The sequence below is a fragment of the Staphylococcus sp. GDY8P131P genome (assembly GCF_017891975.1).
GTDB classification, from domain to species: Bacteria; Bacillota; Bacilli; order Staphylococcales; family Staphylococcaceae; genus Staphylococcus; species Staphylococcus nepalensis.
The window spans coordinates 140,221-160,233 of record NZ_JAESKF010000020.1 but is presented as its reverse complement, the minus strand read 5'-3'; the positions used below and the strand labels follow the sequence as shown (position 1 = coordinate 160,233).

Annotated in this window: 19 protein-coding genes; 3 read left to right on the top strand and 16 right to left on the bottom strand. The window is 33.7% G+C overall.

Features of this window, described 5'->3' with window-relative positions; genetic code table 11:
* Nucleotides 1–116 precede the first annotated feature (116 nt).
* Entirely contained in the window at nucleotides 117–473 is a 357-nt protein-coding gene (locus KA894_RS13515) for a DUF3139 domain-containing protein (protein WP_096808533.1), read from the bottom strand.
* 398 nt (nucleotides 474–871) lie between these two features.
* Here KA894_RS13515 and KA894_RS13510 point away from each other — a divergent pair, with 398 nt between their 5' ends.
* The 3 genes from KA894_RS13510 to KA894_RS13500 all read left to right on the top strand — a co-directional run bounded on the left by KA894_RS13510 (nucleotide 872) and on the right by KA894_RS13500 (nucleotide 2,403).
* A complete protein-coding gene (locus KA894_RS13510; protein ID WP_096808532.1) occupies nucleotides 872–1,312 on the top strand; it encodes a MarR family winged helix-turn-helix transcriptional regulator in 441 nt (146 codons plus the stop codon).
* A gap of 242 nt (nucleotides 1,313–1,554) precedes the next feature.
* Entirely contained in the window at nucleotides 1,555–1,926 is a 372-nt protein-coding gene (locus KA894_RS13505; protein WP_103372688.1) for an Hsp20 family protein, read from the top strand.
* A gap of 42 nt (nucleotides 1,927–1,968) precedes the next feature.
* Nucleotides 1,969–2,403, top strand: a complete 435-nt coding sequence (locus KA894_RS13500) for an Hsp20/alpha crystallin family protein (protein ID WP_096808530.1) — start codon at nucleotides 1,969–1,971, stop codon at nucleotides 2,401–2,403.
* Nucleotides 2,404–2,537: 134 nt separating this feature from the next.
* Here KA894_RS13500 and KA894_RS13495 read toward each other — a convergent pair whose 3' ends face one another.
* The 15 genes from KA894_RS13495 to KA894_RS13425 form a co-directional block, all read right to left on the bottom strand.
* Complete coding sequence (locus tag KA894_RS13495) at nucleotides 2,538–3,701, bottom strand: nitrate/nitrite transporter (RefSeq protein ID WP_119487912.1); 1,164 nt, start codon at nucleotides 3,699–3,701, stop codon at nucleotides 2,538–2,540.
* 559 nt (nucleotides 3,702–4,260) lie between these two features.
* Nucleotides 4,261–4,914, bottom strand: a complete 654-nt coding sequence (nreC, locus tag KA894_RS13490) for a nitrate respiration regulation response regulator NreC (RefSeq protein ID WP_119487911.1) — start codon at nucleotides 4,912–4,914, stop codon at nucleotides 4,261–4,263.
* Nucleotides 4,915–4,935: 21 nt separating this feature from the next.
* Nucleotides 4,936–5,976, bottom strand: coding sequence for a sensor histidine kinase (locus tag KA894_RS13485; protein ID WP_096811195.1), 1,041 nt, complete (start codon nucleotides 5,974–5,976; stop codon nucleotides 4,936–4,938).
* 3 nt (nucleotides 5,977–5,979) lie between these two features.
* Nucleotides 5,980–6,432, bottom strand: coding sequence for a nitrate respiration regulation accessory nitrate sensor NreA (gene nreA / locus KA894_RS13480; protein ID WP_096808527.1), 453 nt, complete (start codon nucleotides 6,430–6,432; stop codon nucleotides 5,980–5,982).
* 14 nt (nucleotides 6,433–6,446) lie between these two features.
* A complete protein-coding gene (gene narI, locus KA894_RS13475; protein ID WP_096808526.1) occupies nucleotides 6,447–7,124 on the bottom strand; it encodes a respiratory nitrate reductase subunit gamma in 678 nt (225 codons plus the stop codon).
* Nucleotides 7,117–7,692 (bottom strand): nitrate reductase molybdenum cofactor assembly chaperone, encoded by a 576-nt coding sequence (gene narJ / locus KA894_RS13470; protein ID WP_096808525.1) that lies wholly within the window; start codon nucleotides 7,690–7,692, stop codon nucleotides 7,117–7,119. The genes narI and narJ overlap by 8 nt, the downstream gene beginning before the upstream one ends.
* Nucleotides 7,685–9,253, bottom strand: a complete 1,569-nt coding sequence (narH, locus tag KA894_RS13465) for a nitrate reductase subunit beta (RefSeq protein ID WP_103372691.1) — start codon at nucleotides 9,251–9,253, stop codon at nucleotides 7,685–7,687. The genes narJ and narH overlap by 8 nt, the downstream gene beginning before the upstream one ends.
* Nucleotides 9,243–12,926 (bottom strand): nitrate reductase subunit alpha, encoded by a 3,684-nt coding sequence (locus tag KA894_RS13460; RefSeq protein ID WP_210134005.1) that lies wholly within the window; start codon nucleotides 12,924–12,926, stop codon nucleotides 9,243–9,245. The genes narH and KA894_RS13460 overlap by 11 nt, the downstream gene beginning before the upstream one ends.
* 321 nt (nucleotides 12,927–13,247) lie before the next feature.
* A complete protein-coding gene (gene cobA, locus KA894_RS13455; protein ID WP_103372693.1) occupies nucleotides 13,248–14,186 on the bottom strand; it encodes a uroporphyrinogen-III C-methyltransferase in 939 nt (312 codons plus the stop codon).
* The gene (gene nirD / locus KA894_RS13450) at nucleotides 14,177–14,491 is read right to left on the bottom strand and encodes a nitrite reductase small subunit NirD (RefSeq protein ID WP_096808521.1); all 315 of its coding nucleotides are present in this window, start codon (nucleotides 14,489–14,491) and stop codon (nucleotides 14,177–14,179) included. The genes cobA and nirD overlap by 10 nt, the downstream gene beginning before the upstream one ends.
* Before the next feature lie 3 nt (nucleotides 14,492–14,494).
* A complete protein-coding gene (gene nirB / locus KA894_RS13445) occupies nucleotides 14,495–16,900 on the bottom strand; it encodes a nitrite reductase large subunit NirB (RefSeq protein WP_103372694.1) in 2,406 nt (801 codons plus the stop codon).
* Nucleotides 16,893–17,357: a precorrin-2 dehydrogenase/sirohydrochlorin ferrochelatase family protein gene (locus KA894_RS13440; protein WP_096808519.1), complete on the bottom strand. Its 465-nt coding sequence runs from the start codon at nucleotides 17,355–17,357 to the stop codon at nucleotides 16,893–16,895. Before KA894_RS13440 ends, nirB begins: the two co-directional genes overlap by 8 nt.
* Nucleotides 17,329–18,078: a sirohydrochlorin chelatase gene (locus KA894_RS13435; RefSeq protein WP_210134003.1), complete on the bottom strand. Its 750-nt coding sequence runs from the start codon at nucleotides 18,076–18,078 to the stop codon at nucleotides 17,329–17,331. The genes KA894_RS13440 and KA894_RS13435 overlap by 29 nt, the downstream gene beginning before the upstream one ends.
* 140 nt (nucleotides 18,079–18,218) lie before the next feature.
* Nucleotides 18,219–18,755 (bottom strand): GNAT family N-acetyltransferase, encoded by a 537-nt coding sequence (locus KA894_RS13430; protein ID WP_096808517.1) that lies wholly within the window; start codon nucleotides 18,753–18,755, stop codon nucleotides 18,219–18,221.
* Nucleotides 18,756–19,086: 331 nt separating this feature from the next.
* Nucleotides 19,087–19,905 carry a formate/nitrite transporter family protein gene (locus KA894_RS13425; protein ID WP_119487909.1) on the bottom strand — a complete coding sequence of 273 codons (819 nt, stop codon included), beginning with the start codon at nucleotides 19,903–19,905 and terminating at the stop codon, nucleotides 19,087–19,089.
* Nucleotides 19,906–20,013 lie beyond the last annotated feature (108 nt).

Genomic DNA, 20,013 nt, shown 5'->3' with positions numbered 1-20,013 from the left:
ATTTACCTCTCATTAATAAAAAATGGCTGACACCCTATATAAATAAGGAATCAGCCAACTTTATATTGCTTTTGCTCTAATCAATAAAATGATAACATCATTAAACAAATAACTTTTTAATCTTTAGGTTTATATTTCTCTTTAAACGTATTATGTTTTGCATCTTTTACATTTTTCTTAGTTTCTTCATCAAAACCTTGTACTAATATCCCCTTAAATGTGCTAACTGGTTGCACAACATAAGTATGTTCTGAATCATCTTTGAATTTAACTTCCTTATAATACAATCCTTTTTTAGCACTATATAAGGTTTTTTCAGATTGGATTTTTTCTGTTAAATGCGTTTCATCCATATAATTATCAACTAATTCCAAATTTTTGTGGCCTTGATACGTCCTTAAACCGAAGAAAAATGCCACTGCTAAAACCAATGAAAGCACCAATAGTCCTAAAATTTTTAAAAACGTCTTCATCTTTAATCTCCTTTTAATAAAAACAATCAATTAAATATTTTTTCATTCACCATTAAACCCATCAACTTTTTGTTAAAATACATAATATTCATATTATGAATGATAATAAATCATTTATAAAGTATTATATCTTTTTGTAACAAAATGTTCTTAAATTATGACTTTAATAAGTGATTAGATTTATTTCAAACAACGAATAAACGTACATTTTTGTTTTAATTTTTCAGATGGTATGTACTTGTATTAAGGTTGAATTTCTTTTAAATAAGCAATATTCAATATGTCTACTCAGATAATACTTAAATAATAGTATAAAAATATTATGAATAAGGTGCACAACAGTTCCTTGACAATGTTCGTGGTTCATAATAAGGTTAAATTTCAAAAGGGGTGATTAAATGGAGGAAAAAATTAGCTACTTAGAAAAACAACTGTGCTTTCTTTTTTATGTTTCTTCTAAAGAAATTATAAAAAAATATACTACCTATTTAAAAGAGTATGATTTAACATACACTGGCTATATTGTTATGCTCGCTATAAAAAATGATGAAAAGATAAACATTAAAACACTTGGTCAACGTGTTTATCTTGACTCAGGGACACTAACACCTTTACTAAAAAAATTAGAGAAGAAAGGATATGTTAGTAGAACACGTGAGATTGATGATGAACGTAATTTACAAATCGCACTTACAGACCAAGGTGCTGAAATTCAAGAGGCATTATCCCATGTTTCTAGAAAAGTTTTTAGTGAATTCGATATGGATATTGAAGAAGCTATTCACTTAAAAGAAACTCTACAAAACTTCGTAAATAAAAATTTTAATAAAGAACTTTAATATATAAAGAGGCAAAGAAAAGTTTGGATGTTATAAATCATACATCTCATTTGAACTTATACTTGCCTCTATTTTTTTAATAAGTCATTTAAATATAATACTTTCAATATTTTGCGAATATCCTTCCATTACACTATGATGAAATTGAAATATAAATTACTTTTAACTTTCATGCTTTGACTTTGACTTTCTTTGACTATTGTATTATAATATGAATATAAGGTTAAAGGAGAGGTGAAAAGATGATGCAAAACACTCAAAATTTTCCAACAGATATAATTGAAAGTTTACTAACTGAGCATCATGATTTTAAAGTAGATGTGTATGAATCAAATGGTGCATATCAAGTCATAGCTGAACTCCCTGGTTATAGCAAAGACGATGTCACTATTCAATTTGAAGATAAAACATTAACGATTCGCGTAACACAAACTTCTACTACAACCGAAAACCAAGATCAATACTTGATTAGAGAGCGCAATTCAAATGAACAAAGTAGACAATTTATATTTAAAAATGTAGATAAAGAAAATATCAAAGCAACAATGGAAGATGGTATTTTAAGTGTTGAATTACCAATTAATCACACAAAAACACAAATTAATATTGACTAAATTATAAACTAAATATAATTAAATTGAAGGAGAGATGTTTTTATGGCTTTCAATATGAGACCTTTTGATAATTCATTTTTCGATGTGAACCCTAGCGATTTTTTCAAAGATTTTGGACGTCAAATCTTCGATCAATTCCCAGGCAGTAGCAATATTAAAACGGATGTTAAAGAATTAGAAGACGCTTACGTAGTAGAAGCTGAATTACCAGGAATGAAAAAAGAAAATATTAATTTACAATTTGAAGATAATATTTTAACAATTGAAGGTAAACAAACCTTCGAAAATAACAAAGAAGATGAAAATGGACGTATTATCCATCAAGAACGTAGCTATAGTGATGTAAAACGACAATACCAATTTGATAATGTTGATGAAAATGGTATTAAAGCTGCGTATGAAAACGGTATGTTAAATGTTACACTACCTAAAAAAGAGAAAGAAGAATCCTCATCTTCTAACATTCAAATAGATTAATCCATCTAAAAAAGGCAACGCTTTAAAATCAAGCGTTGCTTTTTTATTTGTATTACTTTCTAGCTATTTATAAAGTAATCTAAATAAAACAACTACTATTAATGAATAGTTAACTATTTGACTATATTATTATATTAAACAGTGCTTACCTTGTTTCTTTTCAACATATGCATCATTGTTAACAAAGCAATCGTTCCAAATATAGCTAACAATATAAAAGCCAAATGACTTGTTCCTGTCATCATCGTTACATAAGATATAACAATAGGTGGGAAAAAGCCACCTAAGCCCCCCATCATAGAAACAATACCATTTGCAGAACCAGCCTCATTACTAAAGTAAAACGGTACAAGTTTAAAGATAAGCCCATTGCCTAACCCAGCACAAATACTAATGAGTAAACAACCAATTGTAAATAACAGAATATGATTTGAGATGCCTAAAATAATTGCGCCCACAATCATCAAAGAAAAATCAATCATCAATAATATAACGGCATTAAATTTGTCTCCTAATATCCCTCCCAAAGGCCTTAAAAATGTTGCTAATGCTATAAATACGCCCGACCGTAGACCAGCATCTACTTCGCTAATACCAAAGTCTTGTACAAGATAATTAGGTAAAAATAATCCAAATGCCACAAAAGCGCCAAAAGTAATAAAATACCAAAGTGATAAATAATATAATTTCAAATCTTTAAACAGACGTTTAGATTGTTCAATTAAAGGCACTTTAACCTTTTTCTCTTTTGCATCTCCAAATAAAAACATTAAAACTGCAAATAAAGCGATTACGACTAAATAACTTCTCACCGTCGTTTGCCAACCAATGATTGAAGCTATAGGTGGTGCCAAAAATGATGAAATTGCAGTCCCAATATTACCCATACCATATATACCATTTGCTAAGCCGACGCGTTCTTTAGGGAAGTATTTAGGGATAGATGTAACACCAACCGAAAACACAGCGCCACCGACGCCTAGAAAGAATCCTGAAGTCATTAACATCCCTGTTGTTTGAGCTTGACTTAAAAAATAAATTGGAAATAATAAAATAATAAAGCTACAGAAAAAGACCCATTTAGCACCTATGACATTTGTTAAATAACCAAACGGTACTCTTAAAATAGAACCGAGTATAACAGGTATTGCTAATATAATAGAGAGTTGATTCCCAGATATATTAACGTCTTGTGAAATAAAAGGTATTAACGGTGCGATAATACTCCATGCCATGAACCCCACGACTAAACTTAAAGATTGTAAAGTTAATTGAAAACCGCCACTTGCTTTGTTCATTACATTCACCTACATTTACGTTTTTTAATTAAAACACTAGTATTCTACAAATAGCCTACAATAATCATGTATTTCATTATTAAGTATTAAGGAATTAACTATGAAAGGTAAAACTGGTGTAACATTTGAGTCTTTAAAATTTTTAACATCGTAGAATACTAGCTATATAGTTAGTGTAAAATCTTTGTGAAAAAATAAACATAAGGATTATCCCTTAACTTTTGTCAAATTCCCCCTATTTCTATATTCATGAATTGATTATAAATAGTTTGTAAAATCACCCTTATATGCATAAACTTTAGTTCATATCGTCTACTTAACCTAAGGCTTTTATATAAAAAAAAGACCCGTTTGGGTCCATGCTTTTTTATGAAGCATCACTTATCAATGGATTAAATTAACATTACTGATGGCATATGTGTGTTAGCCTATACAACGCGTTTACGCAAATGTATAGTTCTAACCAATCCTTAGAGGAGACAATGAAGTCATTAAAAAACATGTGATTTCTGTCCTATTCTCGGCGTTATGGTTTTACATGAATATATTATCTAATAAACTAAAAATCAACTAGTTTTTTCTTCATCGCATATGCTACTAATTCAGGTTTCGATTTTAGTTCCAATTTTTGCATAATATGTGTCTTATGCGCTTCTACTGTTTTGACCGATACAAATAATTGTTCTGCTATTTCTTTATTACCATAGCCTTTTGCAATCAAAGGTAATATTTCAATTTCTCTTTTAGATAAAATTTTAAAAGGATCTGATGTTGAAGCTATATCTTGTGAAGTATTACTAATAAATTCATTTACAAGAGAAGTGGTTAGTTTCATATCTACATATGTCTCACCTTTATAAACAGTTCTAATTGCTAAAATGAGCTGCTCATCTGGAGCATTTTTTAAAATATAACCTTTTGCTCCATTTTTTAATACATGAAATAAGTATTCTTCATCATCATACATTGTTAATATTAAGATTTTTGTATCAGGGAAACTTTCAGCTATTTTACTGGTTGCTATTAGCCCAGATTCTCCTGGGGGCATACTCAAGTCCATCATTAATACATCCGGTTTATGTTTCATTACTTTTTGATATGCTTCTACACCATCAGCAGCAGTTCCCACAACTTCCATATCGTCCTGGTAGTTTAGAATCATAGAAAACCCTGTTCTGACAACCGCGTGATCATCTGCAATAACTATTCTCAAAATTAACTTCTCCTTACTCCCTTAAATTGGCACTTCTAAAGTCACAATCGTTCCTCTCCCAATTTGGCTATCAACATTCACTTCCGCATTAACTAATTCAGCGCGCTCATGCATGCCATAAAGCCCTAAACCAGTTCCTTGTGGTTGGTCTGTTTTAATAAATCCTCTACCTCTATCAACAACTTCAGCAATTAATCTATTATGATTATAATGTAAATCAATATCTACTTTATCGATATTAGCGTACTTAATGGCATTAAATAGTGCCTCTTGTACCACACGGTAAACAACCGTTTCAATTTCATTATCGAATCGTTGGGCATCTAAATTGGAATGATAAACAATTTTCATTCCATAATTCGATTCAACTTGTTTGAAATATGTTTTAAACGCTGCATCTAAACCTAAATCATCTAAAGAAGATGGTCTTAATTCAACAGATAAATTGCGTATATCATCTATAAGCTTGGACATCAACCCTTCGATGTGTTTTGAATCTTCAAGCAAATCAGCCATTTCTTGCTGATATTTTAATAATCTCAGCTCTACATCTATATTCAACATTTCTTGAACAACGCTATCATGCAATTCTCTAGAAATACGTTTTCTTTCATTCTCTTGTGCAGAAATTGTTTTTTGCATCATCTTACGTTGGTACATTTTATCATGACGCTCAATTTGCGGAGAAACATTTTGTAGAGTGAATACTTTAATGTCATTGATTGGATCAATCGTTTGGTATGTAGCAGTAAATGGCTCAACAGTACCTCTATTTGTTTTCATAAAAACCTGAAAACTTGTGTTTCCTACTTCTTCAGCTTCAAGAAAGCAATTTTTGCATGATTGTAAATCAAATTCATTTGTATAACCATCACATCGATTACATATAACATGAGTCATATCACGATAGTTCTCATCATTGGAAATAATATCTTTTGCAGCTTGATTCTTAGCAATGACTTTACCTTCATTATCAACGAATACTATCTTTTCTCTTGTGTTATTAAAATACTGCAATAATAATTGACTCATATCTTCCATCTGATTTATTTGCACTATCATCACCTAGTCTTCTTCTTTAAAAATACCTAACACATCACTTATTGAAAGTGTAGCATGCGCTAAAGGTAAGTTTTTTCTATTTCTCTGTCCTAAAAGCAAAACACCGTACACCTTATGGTTGTACCATAAAGGGATTGCCACCATTGCAGTTAAACATTCAGTTAAAACAATCGGATATTTATATTTTTCTGAAGGTAATAAACATTGGTCTACATTTTCAATAATCATACGTTTACCTGTCTTCATAACATTACCAGCAAGCCCTTTACCTTTTCTCAAGACAATCAGTTTATATCTAGTATTCAGATTGCCTGAAACATAATGCCATTTAATAGGTGATATTTGATTTTCTTGCTCATAAAACGCTAATCCCGCAAAGTCAAAACCTTCTCTTGTTCTAATTAAATCCAAAGCTGCTTGGTAATCAATCTTTTTATTTAAAAGCAATGAACTCAATATACGGCCCCCTTTTATACTTTATGTTTACGATAAATAATATAACTTCTACTCACATATGTTAATGGCACACTCCACACATGAACTAGTCTCGTAAATGGCCATAATGCCATAATTGTAAATCCTAACAACACATGGAATTTAAATGAGAGTGGTACATTTGCCATCAAAGCTGCATCTGGTGAAAAGATAAATAAATTTCTGAACCAAATTGATATGGATGCACGATAATCAAAATCGGGCGTCACAGCGTTAGTAACTAAAGTAGCGTAACACCCCATACAAACAATCAGTAATAATAAAAGGTTAACAATGATATCTGAAGCTGAACTGAGCTTTCTAATATTTTTTTGAGTGATGCGTCGTGCAGTTAATAACAACATACCTACCAATGTTATTATACCAAATATACTACCAATATACACTGCCCCTATATGATATAAATGATCGTTAACGCCAACCGCTCGTAACCAAGAAGCTGGAATAATTAAACCAACAAAGTGTCCAACCGCTACTGGAATAATGCCTAAATGGAACATGAGGCTCCCCCACCTCAAGCGTTTTTTTTCTATAAATTCACTCGATTTTGCCGTCCATGAAAACTTATCAAATTTAAATCTTGCAATATGTCCAATAAAAAATATAGCGATACATAGGTAAGGAAATATAACCCATAAGAATTGATTAAACATTTGCTTTCACCTCATTTGTTGGCTCAATACACGCTTTTAGCGTTTCTCTTAAAGCTTTAACCAAATAATAATAAGGGCTATCTTGTTCTGCCAATTGATTTGCCATAGCGTACGTACCATCTTCAATAATCATAATGACAAACTCAATATTGCTTTTTGCTCTTGGGTCATTTTGCCATTGTGCAATATATAAAAATTCCAGCATTAGTGGTAAAAAATCAGATAACTCATTGTCCGCCATTTTCAAACCAAACATTTCGTATAGTACTTTTAATTTAGCTAATAATTGTCCCCGTTCTTTTTGAGTATCAAATTTATTATAAGTCATATACAACGGCGCCTTCTTATTAAAATCAAACGTGTCAGAATAGAGTTGTTGAACCTCTAAAAAACGATATGCATGTATGCGCTCTCGATATATAATAAGGTTATGATAAGCTGGATGGTCTGGATGAATGATACTTTCAAATGGTTTAGGATGTAATGTCAATTTTTCAGGAAAATCTAATTGTTGAGCGAAATATCCGAGTGTTTCTTGAAATGATTTAAATTGTGCGATATTAATCACGGAAAATCCCTCCATAGAAATTATCATTATATATCTCTTGCCCCGATTTTTCTGAAGCTGTGCCTACAGGCACGCCGCACCCTTCGCAATTTGAACCAAAATATTCTCCTCCATATCCTTGACTGCCTTGTGCATGGTACGTATCCATATAGGCTTCTTTATGAGAAGTTGGAATAACAAATCGATCTTCATGCTTAGCAATAGCAAGTAAACGATACATATCTTTAGTTTGACGTTCGGTCAAACCTAATCTCTGTAACTTATCTTCATCAAATGGTTTATTCGTAACTTGGGCGCGCATGTAACTTCTCATCATCGCCATTCTTTGCAGTGCTTCTTTGACTGGTTCAGTTTTTCCCGCTGTAAGTAAACTTGCTAAATATTGTATTGGTAAACGCATTTCTTCAATAGCCGGGAAAATCATATCAGGATTTCTATTGGCATCCATCGCCGTTTTACCCTCGAAATAACTCATAATTGGACTTAGTGGAGGGCAATACCAAACCATCGGCATTGTGCGGTATTCTGGATGTAATGGGAATGCGAGTTTATATTCAATAGCTAATTTATAGACAGGTGAATTTTGCGCCGCTTCAATCCATTCCATAGAAATGCCATCTTTTTGTGCTTGTTCAACCACGCTTTCATCATATGGGTTTAAAAATAAATCTAATTGTTTTTCATATAAATCTTGGTCATTTTCTGTTGTAGCTGCTTCTTCAACTCTATCAGCATCGTATAAAAGTACTCCTAAATATCTCATTCGTCCTGTACACGTTTCTGAGCAAACTGTTGGTAAACCAGCTTCAATTCGTGGGAAACAAAATGTACATTTTTCAGCTTTATTTGTCTTCCAATTAAAATAAACTTTTTTGTAAGGACAACCTGTCATACAGTATCTCCAACCGCGACACGCTTCTTGGTCAACCAAGACAATACCATCTTCATCTCGTTTATACATAGCACCTGAAGGGCATGAAGCTACACAACTTGGGTTTAAGCAATGTTCACATAATCTAGGTAAGTACATCATAAACGTTTGATCAAATTTAAATTGAATATCTTCTTCAATACGTTGAACATTAGGATCTTCGGGACCTGTTACGTGTCCTCCAGCTAAATCATCTTCCCAATTTGGCCCCCATTTTAAATCTAATTTATCTCCTGAAATAATAGAGTGGGCTTTTGCTACTGGTGAATGATTTCCTGCTTTGGCTGTAGTTAAATGTTCGTAATTATAAGTCCACGGCTCATAATAATCTTTGATTACAGGCATATCTGGATTGTAAAATATTTTTCCAAGCGCGATTTTTGCCCATTTACTACCAGACTTGAGTTCTAATTTTCCTTTTTTATTTAAAACCCAACCACCTTTATAATGTGACTGATCTTCCCATCTTTTTGGATACCCAATGCCTGGTTTTGTTTCAACGTTATTGAACCACATATATTCTGCGCCGGGGCGATTAGTCCAAGTGCTTTTACATGTAACGCTACATGTATGACAACCAATGCATTTATCTAAATTCAATACCATTGCAATTTGTGCTTTAATCTTCAAGCCAGTCTACCTCCTTCAGTTTTCTCACTGCTACATAAACATCTCTTTGATTACCTATCGGCCCGTAATAATTAAAGTGGTAACTGATCTGAGCATAACCTCCAACGAGCTGTGTTGGTTTTAAATGTATACGTGTAGGTGCGTTGTGCGATCCGCCCCGCGTATCCGTTAATTGCGAGCCAGGTGTTTCAATATGTTTATCTTGTGCGTGATACATAAACATTGTCCCTCTCGGCATACGATGTGATACTACTGCTCTAGCTGTTACAACACCATTACGGTTATACACTTCCAACCATTCATTATCTAGAATGTCATGTACTTTCGCATCTTCAGATGAAATCCACACTGTTGGTCCTCCCCTAAACAATGTCAACATGTGCTGATTATCTTGATAAGTGGAGTGGATATTCCATTTGCCATGAGGTGTTAAATAACGTAGTACAAGAGTATTTTGATCCATCGTCACTTTCTTGTCTCTCGCACCGAATACCATCGGCGGTAATGTTGGTTTATAAACAGGCAAATTCTCGCCAAATTGTTGGAAAATTTCATGGTCAATGTAATAGCTTTGTCTTCCAGTTAATGTTCTAAATGGTACTAAGCGTTCTACATTCGTTGTAAATGGTGAATATCTTTGGCCATTTTTATTAGAACCCGGGAAAACCGCTGTCGGTATAACTTCTCTAGGTTGTGCCGTAATATTTAAAAACGAAATTTTTTCAGAAGCACGTTCACTTGAAATATCTTTCAATGGCATACCTGTTTGTTGCTCTAAATCTTCATAAGATTTTTGAGATAATTTGCCATTTGTTGCTGAAGAAAGATTTAACACTACATCTGCGGCGCGCCTTGCGGTATCTATTCTAGGCCGTTCATGCTTGATTGAACGCGCATCTGCATCGCTCCATGTACCTACCATACTTTTTAATTCTTCATATTGTTCGGCAACAGTAAAGCTCACACCATGCGCACCTATTTTTGCCTTTTCAAGCAGTGGACCTACCGTAATAAATTTGTCATAAATTTTTGTATAATCCCTATCAACCACTGCAAACCCGGGCATCGTTTTACCTGGGACTGCCTCTATTTCACCTTTAGTCCAATCTTTAACAATGCCATTAACATTGGAGATTTCTTGCGATGTATCATGTGCCAAAGGCGTTGTGATTACATCTTTATAGACACCATTTAAGTGGGTTTTCGCTGTTTCAGATAATGCTTTACTCAATGTTTTAAAAATATCCCAGTCTGAGCGAGACTCCCATAGTGGATCGATGGCTGGATTAAATGGATGCACAAATGGATGCATGTCTGTAGACGATAAATCGTGTTTTTCGTACCACGTTGCAGCCGGTAAAATGATATCTGAATATAAAGGTGTAGCAGTCATTCTGAAATCTAATGATATAAGCAAATCTAATTTACCTTCTGTATCATCTCTCCACTTGATTTCTTTAGGCTTAGCTTCTTCGTTAGGTTCAGCCATCAAACCAGATTTAGCTCCAAGTAAATGTTTCATAAAATATTCTTGTCCTTTTGCGGAACTTGAAATTAAATTTGAGCGCCATAAAAATAAAGTTTTTGGATGATTTTTCTTTAAATCAGGGTCTTCGATTGCAAATTTAGTTTCTCTAGCTTTAACTGAATCGATGGCCCTTTTTAATATTGCCTCATTATTAAACTCACCATTATCTCTAGCTTCTTCACCAAATGCCAAACTATTTTTATCAAATTGTGGATATGATGGTAACCATCCTAATTTTGCAGCTAATACGTTATAATCTGCCGGATGTTGATGTTTAATATTCTCTGCCAACGGAGATTTAATACTATCTACATTAGATTCTTCATATTTCCACTGGTCCGTAGCGAAATAAAACCAACTTGTACCATTTTGTAATCGAGGCGGGCCTTGCCAATCTTTTGCAAATGCTATTGTATTCCAACCTTCAATTGGTCTACATTTCTCTTGACCAACATAATGCGCCCAACCGCCGCCATTAACGCCTTGACAACCACACAGTAATACAAGGTTCAAAATAGAACGATAAATTGTATCTGAATTAAACCAGTGGTTAATGCCGGCGCCCATGATAATCATAGACTTTCCTTTGGTATCTATCGCATTTTGTGCAAATTCTCTTGCAACTTGCGTTACTACGCTTGATTTAACACTGGTGATTTTTTCTTGCCAAGCAGGCGTATAATATGATGTGGCATCTTCGTATCCCTTTGCTTCTAATTCATGCCCAAAGCGCTGTATGCCATATTGACTCGTCATCAGGTCATATACCGTAGCAACGTATTTTTGTTCACCGTTGGCTAATGTTATTTCCTTAACAGCAATCGGCCTTTCAAAAATACCGTTTCCTTCGTTATCAAAGAACGGAAATTGAATCTGCTTTAATTCATATTCATCTTCTACAAGACTTAAAACGGGTTCTATTTTGTTACCATTTTCGTTTTCTAATTTAAGATTCCACTGTTTACCTTCTTCCCAACGTTGACCCATTGTGCCATTTGGTACAGTTAATTGTTGTGTCAATTTATCAAAAACAACTGGTTTCCAATCGCTGTGTGCTGTTTGTGTTCCTATGTCTTCTGCTCTTAAGAAACGTCCTGCCTTGTATCCATTTTCGTCTTCGTCTAACATGATAATAAACGGCATATCTGTGTATTGTTTAGCATAATTAATAAAATATGGGTTAGGATGATTAACATAATATTCTTGTAAAATAACATGTGTCATGGCTTGTGCAACTGCTGCATCAGTTCCTGGATGTGGTGCTAACCAATTATCTGCAAATTTAACGTTTTCTGCGTAATCCGGTGCAACTGAAATAACTTTAGTACCTCTATAACGGACTTCTGTCATAAAATGTGCGTCTGGTGTCCTTGTTAGAGGCACGTTAGAACCCCACATCATAATATATGAAGCATTATACCAATCGCTTGATTCTGGAACGTCTGTTTGTTCTCCCCAAATCTGTGGTGATGCAGGCGGTAAATCTGCGTACCAATCATAAAAACTTAACATCTCACCACCAAGCAAGCTGACAAAACGCGCACCAGAAGCGTAACTCAACATAGACATAGCAGGGATTGGAGTAAAGCCTGCGATTCTATCTGGTCCAAATTTTTTAATTGTGTAAATGATTTGAGCTGAAATTAATTTAGAAACATCTTTCCAATTTGTTCGTACAAGGCCACCCTTTCCACGTGCTTGTTTATAAATTTTAGCCTTTTCTTCATCTTCTACAATCGATGCCCATGCAGCTACTGTATTGTTGTGATGCTTTTCTAATGCATCTGTCCATAATTCCCATAATTTACCACGAATATATGGATAACGAATTCTTAAAGGGCTATACTCATACCAAGAAAACGATGCACCACGCGGGCAACCTCTAGGCTCAAACTCAGGCATATCTGGGCCGCAACTTGGATAATCGGTTTGTTGGTTCTCCCATGTAATAACGCCGTTTTTCACAAACACTTTCCATGAACACGAACCCGTACAATTGACGCCATGGGTTGTTCTTACGACTTTGTCGTGGCTCCAACGTTCTCGATACATTTTTTCCCATTCTCTACTTTTACTTTCTAATACAGACCAATCACCATTGAATTTTTCAGTTGGTCTGAAAAACTTCATTCCAAACTTTTTCATTTTATACACCCTCTCAACATCGTTACCTATAAAATCTATATCATATGCATATCTGTGTTGTAGTTATCTTTTTGCTTTTCTTAATTAAATTGTACTTTTTTTCACAAATTCTATATATTAGGGATTTACCTAATTGAATATAAAAAAGCCCTAATTATCCAAAATTAACTGTTATTTGCACAGTTGATATAATTAAATAAAACACTTCTTTAAAATCAATATTAATAGTTGATTTTAGGGAAGTGTTTATTATGCGTTAAGGTATGCTTTTTTTATAATCATGACAGATTCATAAGCGTTTCGCGCGCTTCATATCATCGGTTATTCAATTAATTCTATATATTCATCAAATGTATACTTTTCTGTTATCTCATTAATAAGTTCTAATTGTGTTTCATGATACATTGACCTATCTTCTGGATTAATGATACAAAAATGCCCTTCGCTATATAGTGATAATGCTTTATCTATAGCAAGTTGGTAACCTCCAGTAATTAAGTAATTTTTTGTCGCCTTTTGTTTAAAATAATTTTCACAATCGATTTCAGACATTAATGAACCAACTAAAACCAAGCCAGGTGATCCTGCTTGTCTTTTTATAATTTGACCAATTGTCGTCACAGTTCCCTTAATTACTTTTTCCTGATAAGTAGAAATGTTATATACAACAACTACTGGGTAATCTATCTCTGTTTTCTGGTAGATTTGAGTCATCATTTCATTTAAATTTTTAATTCCCATATAAATAGCCAACGTGCCGTTTTTTAAGATTGCACTTATATCTACTTTTTTATGATTCTCTTTGCAAAAGTGCCCCGTTGTATAAGTAACATTTGTAGCAATTTTCCGTCCAGTAAGGCCCTGACCCATTATTGCCACTGCTGCACTAGCAGAAGTAATACCAGGTACAATTTCACAATCAATATTTTGTGCCTTTAAAGCAACGACTTCCTCACGCACTCGTCCGAAAATAGCTGGATCTCCACCCTTTAATCTCACAACACAACCATGTGAACTAGCTGCATCAATAAGTTGCCTATTAATTTCAGCTTGTTGAATATGTTTGTGGTAAGGTTGTTTTCCAACGTTAATGACTTTTATACCAGGCTTAGCTAGCTGTAAAATAAACGGATTTACAAGCCGATCGTATAAAATAATATCGGCTTGTCTTATCAAACGTTCTGCTTTACGTGTTAACAAATCTGGATCGCCTGGCCCAGCGCCAACAAGGTATACCTTCCCCTTCTTATTTAAAGACATATATAAACATCCCCATCGTGTATCACCGCTTGATAAACCTCTACACAACCCGTATCTGGCGATTGCACTAATCCTGTATTCATATCAATTTTTTGATCATGTAACGGACAATATACATAGTCTCCGCTAACAGTACCTTCTGATAATGGACCATCTTTATGTGGACATCGATTTTGAATTGCATGGATTTGTCCATCTTCAGTTAAAAATAGGCCGATTTCTTTATCTTCAATAACAACTTTTTTACCAATCAAGGGCGTTAATGAATCAATTGAAGACACTTTAATTTTAGTTTTAGAATCCATGATTTACACCTTCTCTACTTCAAATATTTGTCGTGCTTTTTTATGGTTTAAAAGTGCTGACCATGGCTCTTTATCCATTGCACTTTTAACTTTCATAATACGTTCATATAGTGTTGTTTGCTTTTTTTCATCCAATAAGATTGTGCTCACATTTTCAAAACCTAAACGTTCTAACCAGGGGGCTGTACGCTCTGCATAAATACCTGTTTCTCTATAATATTGCATAAACGCCCCACACAATTTGATAACTTCATCTTCCGTTTCGACTGTTGTTAAATATTGGCCAATAGTTACTTCAGTACCGCCATTGCCTCCAATATAAATTTGGAAACCATTTTCAACGCTAATAACACCAAAGTCTTTCACACCTGATTCTACACAGCTTCTGGGACACCCCGAAACACCCATTTTAAATTTATGCGGTGTATCAATATATTCAAATGCTTCTTCTAAACGAATGCCTAAACGTGTAGTGAATTGTGTACCAAATCTACAAAATGCTTTACCCACACAACTTTTTACTGAACGTGTTTTTTTACCATACGCTGACGCTGAACGCATGCCTAAGTCTGACCACACTTTAGGTAATAATTCTTTCTTAATTCCATAAAGGCCAATACGCTGTGACCCTGTCACTTTAACAAGTGGCACGTTGTATTTTTTAGCAACTTCGCCTAATCTAATCAGTTGTTCAGCGTCTGTGACACCGCCCCGCATTTGAGGAATAACAGAGAATGTGCCGTCATTTTGAATATTGGCATGATAGCGTTCATTGGCAAAACGTGATTCAATTTCATCTGTATGTTGGAACGGGTGGATCATATTGAGATAATAATTAATAGCTGGACGACATTTTGGACACCCATTTTTATCTTTAAAATCCAAAGCATGACGCACTTCTTTAGAGGTTTTAAGTGATTTTGCTCTAATTTGCGTTACAATTTGATCACGTGTCAAATCAGTACATGCACAAATGCCTGCCGGTTTATTTGCTACAAAATCATCCCCTAGTGTATGTTCAAGAATTTGTCCTATTTGTCCTTTACACTTTCCACAAGAATTACCTGCTTTCGTTAATTGCGTTACTTCGTCAATACTTGTTAACCCATTTTGTGTTATCGCATCAACGATAGTACCTTTATTGACGCCATTACAGCCACAGACTGTTTCATCGTCAGCCATATCCGCAATATTTAGACCGCTTGATTCACTGCCTTTATGTAAAAGCGAAACCATAGTATAGTCTTGAATTTCTTCTTTTTTCTTCATCATATTAAAAAATCTGGAGCCATCTTCTATGTCACCGTATAGCACTGCGCCAACAATATTGTCTCCTTTTAGAAAAACTTTTTTATAATGTTTATTAACGCTATCGAAGATTTCTATGCCTTTCACTTCAGCATCTTCACGTATTTGTCCAGCGCTATATAAATCACAACCTGATACTTTTAACGATGTGAACGTAGTCGATCCTTGATACCCTTCAGTTGGCATATGTGTTAAATAATCTGCTAACACCCTGCCTTGTTCATATAATGGAGCTACTAATCCATAAGTTTGTCCTCTATGTTCAGCACATTCTCCCACTGCATAAATGGATTCGTCACTTGTTCGCATAAAATCGTTCACCACAATACCTCTATTTACCTCCAACCCACATGATTGTGCCACTTGTGTATATGGACGAATGCCTACAGCCATCACAACTAAATCTGCTTTCAAGGTAGTCCCATCTGCTAATTCTATCCCTGTTACATCATGTTCACCTAATATTTTTTCTGTACGTGCTTCCATTTTAAAATGCATACCTTGAGCTTCTAAATCTGCTTTAAGTAATTCACCGGCTTTTTTATCTAATTGCATTTCCATCAACCATTCTGCAAGATGAATTACAGTAACTTCCATGCCTTGATCCATTAAACCGCGTGCACATTCTAAACCTAATAAACCACCGCCTATTACGATTGCATGTTTATTTGTTTGAGCAATCTCAATCATACGTTCAGTATCATCTATGGTTCTCCATCCTATTACACTATTTAATTGAGAACCTGGAATTGGTAGCACAAACGCACTTGACCCTGTAGCAAATATACAAATATCGTAATGGAATTGTTTGTTTTTTTCTGTGATAATTTCTTTTTTCTCACGATTAACTGATATAACTGGATCATTTGTAACCAATTCAATGCCATGTGTTTTATACCATTGATAACTATTCATAATGGTTTCTTTAACAGACATTTTCTTCTGCAAAATATTAGAAAGCATGATTCGATTATAATTTGGGTAGGGTTCTTTACCAATGATAGTAATTTCGTATTGCTCAGAGTCTCTTTCTAATATTTCTTCAATCGTGCGTAAACCTGCCATTCCATTTCCTATCATTACTAATCGTTTTTTAGACATGTTTATCCTCCTCATATACTTCTGCTAAAAACTGCTGTACTGCATGTGATACTTTCTTGACTTTGTTATAGTCTGTACCATTTGATCTAAATAAAATTTTCAAATCATGGTACTGAATTTCTGGCATATTATAGAAATCTGATTGTGTTTTGTCCCCTGTATGGTTAACAAGTTGATGTGGTAGTGCATCCTTTTTAACTTGATTATTTACTGAGGTATCGTTTGTTGCGATGATAATCATATCTGCTTTTTTAATGTCTTTACTGTCATAAGTTTTAGTTATTAATTTCAAGTTGGGGTGTTCTGTTTCAAAGAACTCTGGTAAAAATGTTTTGCTTATGATTGTTAATGAAATAATATCCTCATTAACTAATTGTTGAAATTTTCGATAAGCAATTTTTCCGCCACCTATAATGACAACTTGCTTATCAGCTAAATTGAGTTGTATCGGGTACATGATTACGTGTCTCCAATTGGGTAATTTGGTCTTTAATAATCAATTCCAATAAAGGGTGAAAATTTAATGATTTTGTAAATTCAATACAGCTATTATTTCTCATATATTGAATTTCACTTTTCATTTTATAAACTAAAAACCCATCGTATAAAAAGACAGGAACTACCAATATTTCTCCGCCCTCTGCCAATATCTCAGGTAACCGTTTTTTATAGCTATAATCCCCATATAGCATCACCATATTGATAGGTTTATTAGCAACATTACAATTATTTATTACTTGTTTAAGTTGTTCATTCGGTTGCTTATAACGTTCACTACCATGCGCAATAAAAACTATTTTGCTAATGGATGGGCTAACATACAGCGCGTTTTTAATTCTTTCATTTATGATGTTAACGATATGGTAGTGTGTTCCTAATGGTTGTGTAACCTGATACTCTATATACGGGTAATTGTTTTTAAGATGCTGTAATATTGTCGGGATATCTTGCAAATAATGTTTAGCTGAAAATAATAAAAGCGGTACGATGTTAAATTCATGTACACCTTGTTTCACTAGACTTGAAATCATGTTATATAAATGGTTAATATCACTTTCCAAAAATGTAATGTGAAAGTTGATACCACTTTCTTTCATTAGTCTATAGATGAATCGTTGTAACGCCTCATTTTGATAACCTCGTCTCATACCATGTATAACGAGTATATTTTCTCCCATGGCGCCCCCTCCCTTTACACTTGAATTGTAATATATTTCCAATGCTTTTTGTGAACAAATTCACAAAAAGTAAAAAAATAGGGAATCCCTTTAGTGAAAAACTAAAGGAATTCCCTATCATTTATTTAATTTTTATATCATTAAAACGGCGGTTCGCCCAACACGTCTTCATCAAATCGTTCTGGAATCAATACTTTTCTCATAATAACGCCTAAATCGCCATCATCGCTTTCATGCTCTGCGTATATTTCATAACCTCTTTTTTTGTAAATATCTAATAACCATGGATGTTTACGCGCAGAAGTTCCTAACGTAACTGCTGGTACTTTCAGTGTGTCTCTGAGATATGTCTCTTCAACATATCTCAACAATTTACCGCCTAAACCCTGTCCATCATATGATGGCTTAGTAGCAAACCACCATACAAATGGATAAATAGAAATACGGCGTTTACTTTCCCAAGGATAGCGCACTGTTATTGTAGAAATAATTTCTGTCTCATTTTCCAAGACAAATGTTGTACCAGTTTGTAAATTCTTTTCAACCATTTCAACAGTAGCATTGACAGATGGCCAATCAATACCTAATTCTCTTAACGGCGTAAAAGCCTCATACATTAATTTTTGTAATTCTACTGCATCATCGATAACAGCAATTCTAATATTATATTCAGACATTATGTCACTCCCTAACGTTTCTCATCTATGCAATGATTTGAACTATACTGAGATCATTAATCACAATAAATACAATATTGTTTCTTTATAAATGAGTCAATTGATTTGTTTTATTTACTCACTAGAACACTAGAGCGCCAAAAACAATTTGTTGAGTGATTTAGCGATTATTTAAAATACGATATAAACCCCTTTACACCACTTGCTGATTTTATATTCGAGGCTAATCTATTTATTAATAGACAGCGCTTAAACTAAAAAAAGCTATGAAGAAACCTAACGTGAGAGGTACTCCACAGCTCAATTAACTATATTTAATTGGTTCATTTATTTAATTATGCAAGCTATCTCGTTTACCATTCAAGTAAGCATAGACTAAGCCTACGAATAGACCTCCACCAATAAAGTTACCAATAAAGGCAAATACGATATTTTTTAAAACATGTAACCAAACGACAGCATCAAAGTTATAAAATAACATGCCTGCATATAATCCAGCATTAAACACCACATGTTCATATCCCATAAATACAAAGACAATCACACCACATGCAATGAAAAAGGCTTTTGATAAACCATCTTTAAATTGAATAGAAACATAGATACCAATATTTATAAAAAAGTTACAGAAAATAGCTTTACCTAAAATGGCATACCATGACGTATCGATCGTTTTTCCATCTACAAGTTCAGTCAAACTTGTAACCATTTCAGAAGTCATAATTGGCGTAAATTTCATCAAGCCAAATAATATGATGCCACCAATCATATTAAAAAAGAAACATACTAACATGATAATAAAAGCTTTATTCATACCGATTAACTTATAATACCAGCCAACTGTTAAATACATAAAATTACTAGTTAATAATTCAGATTGTGTTAACACAATTAATACTAAGGCTAAACTAAATGAAATAGCGCCTAATAAGTTAATGACACCTTCATTTGCACCAACCATTTGTGTCTTAAGCGCTAGCATAAAAACTGTCACAATAGCTAATAAGAAGCCTGACATAATTGATTTTAAAGCATAACGTCCGCGGGTTTGATCAAACATAACTTCTTTCATCTGTACCTGATTGTTAATATTATCAATTGTTTCTCTAGACATATATGTATCTTTAATAGATTTATGATTTTCTATCATAATGACACTCCCCCCTTATAAATTTCATCGAATAAACACCCCACACGTATAAATCTATTGTATTATTTTTCATTCAAATTTAATAGGGTGTAAGCTATTTTTATATTT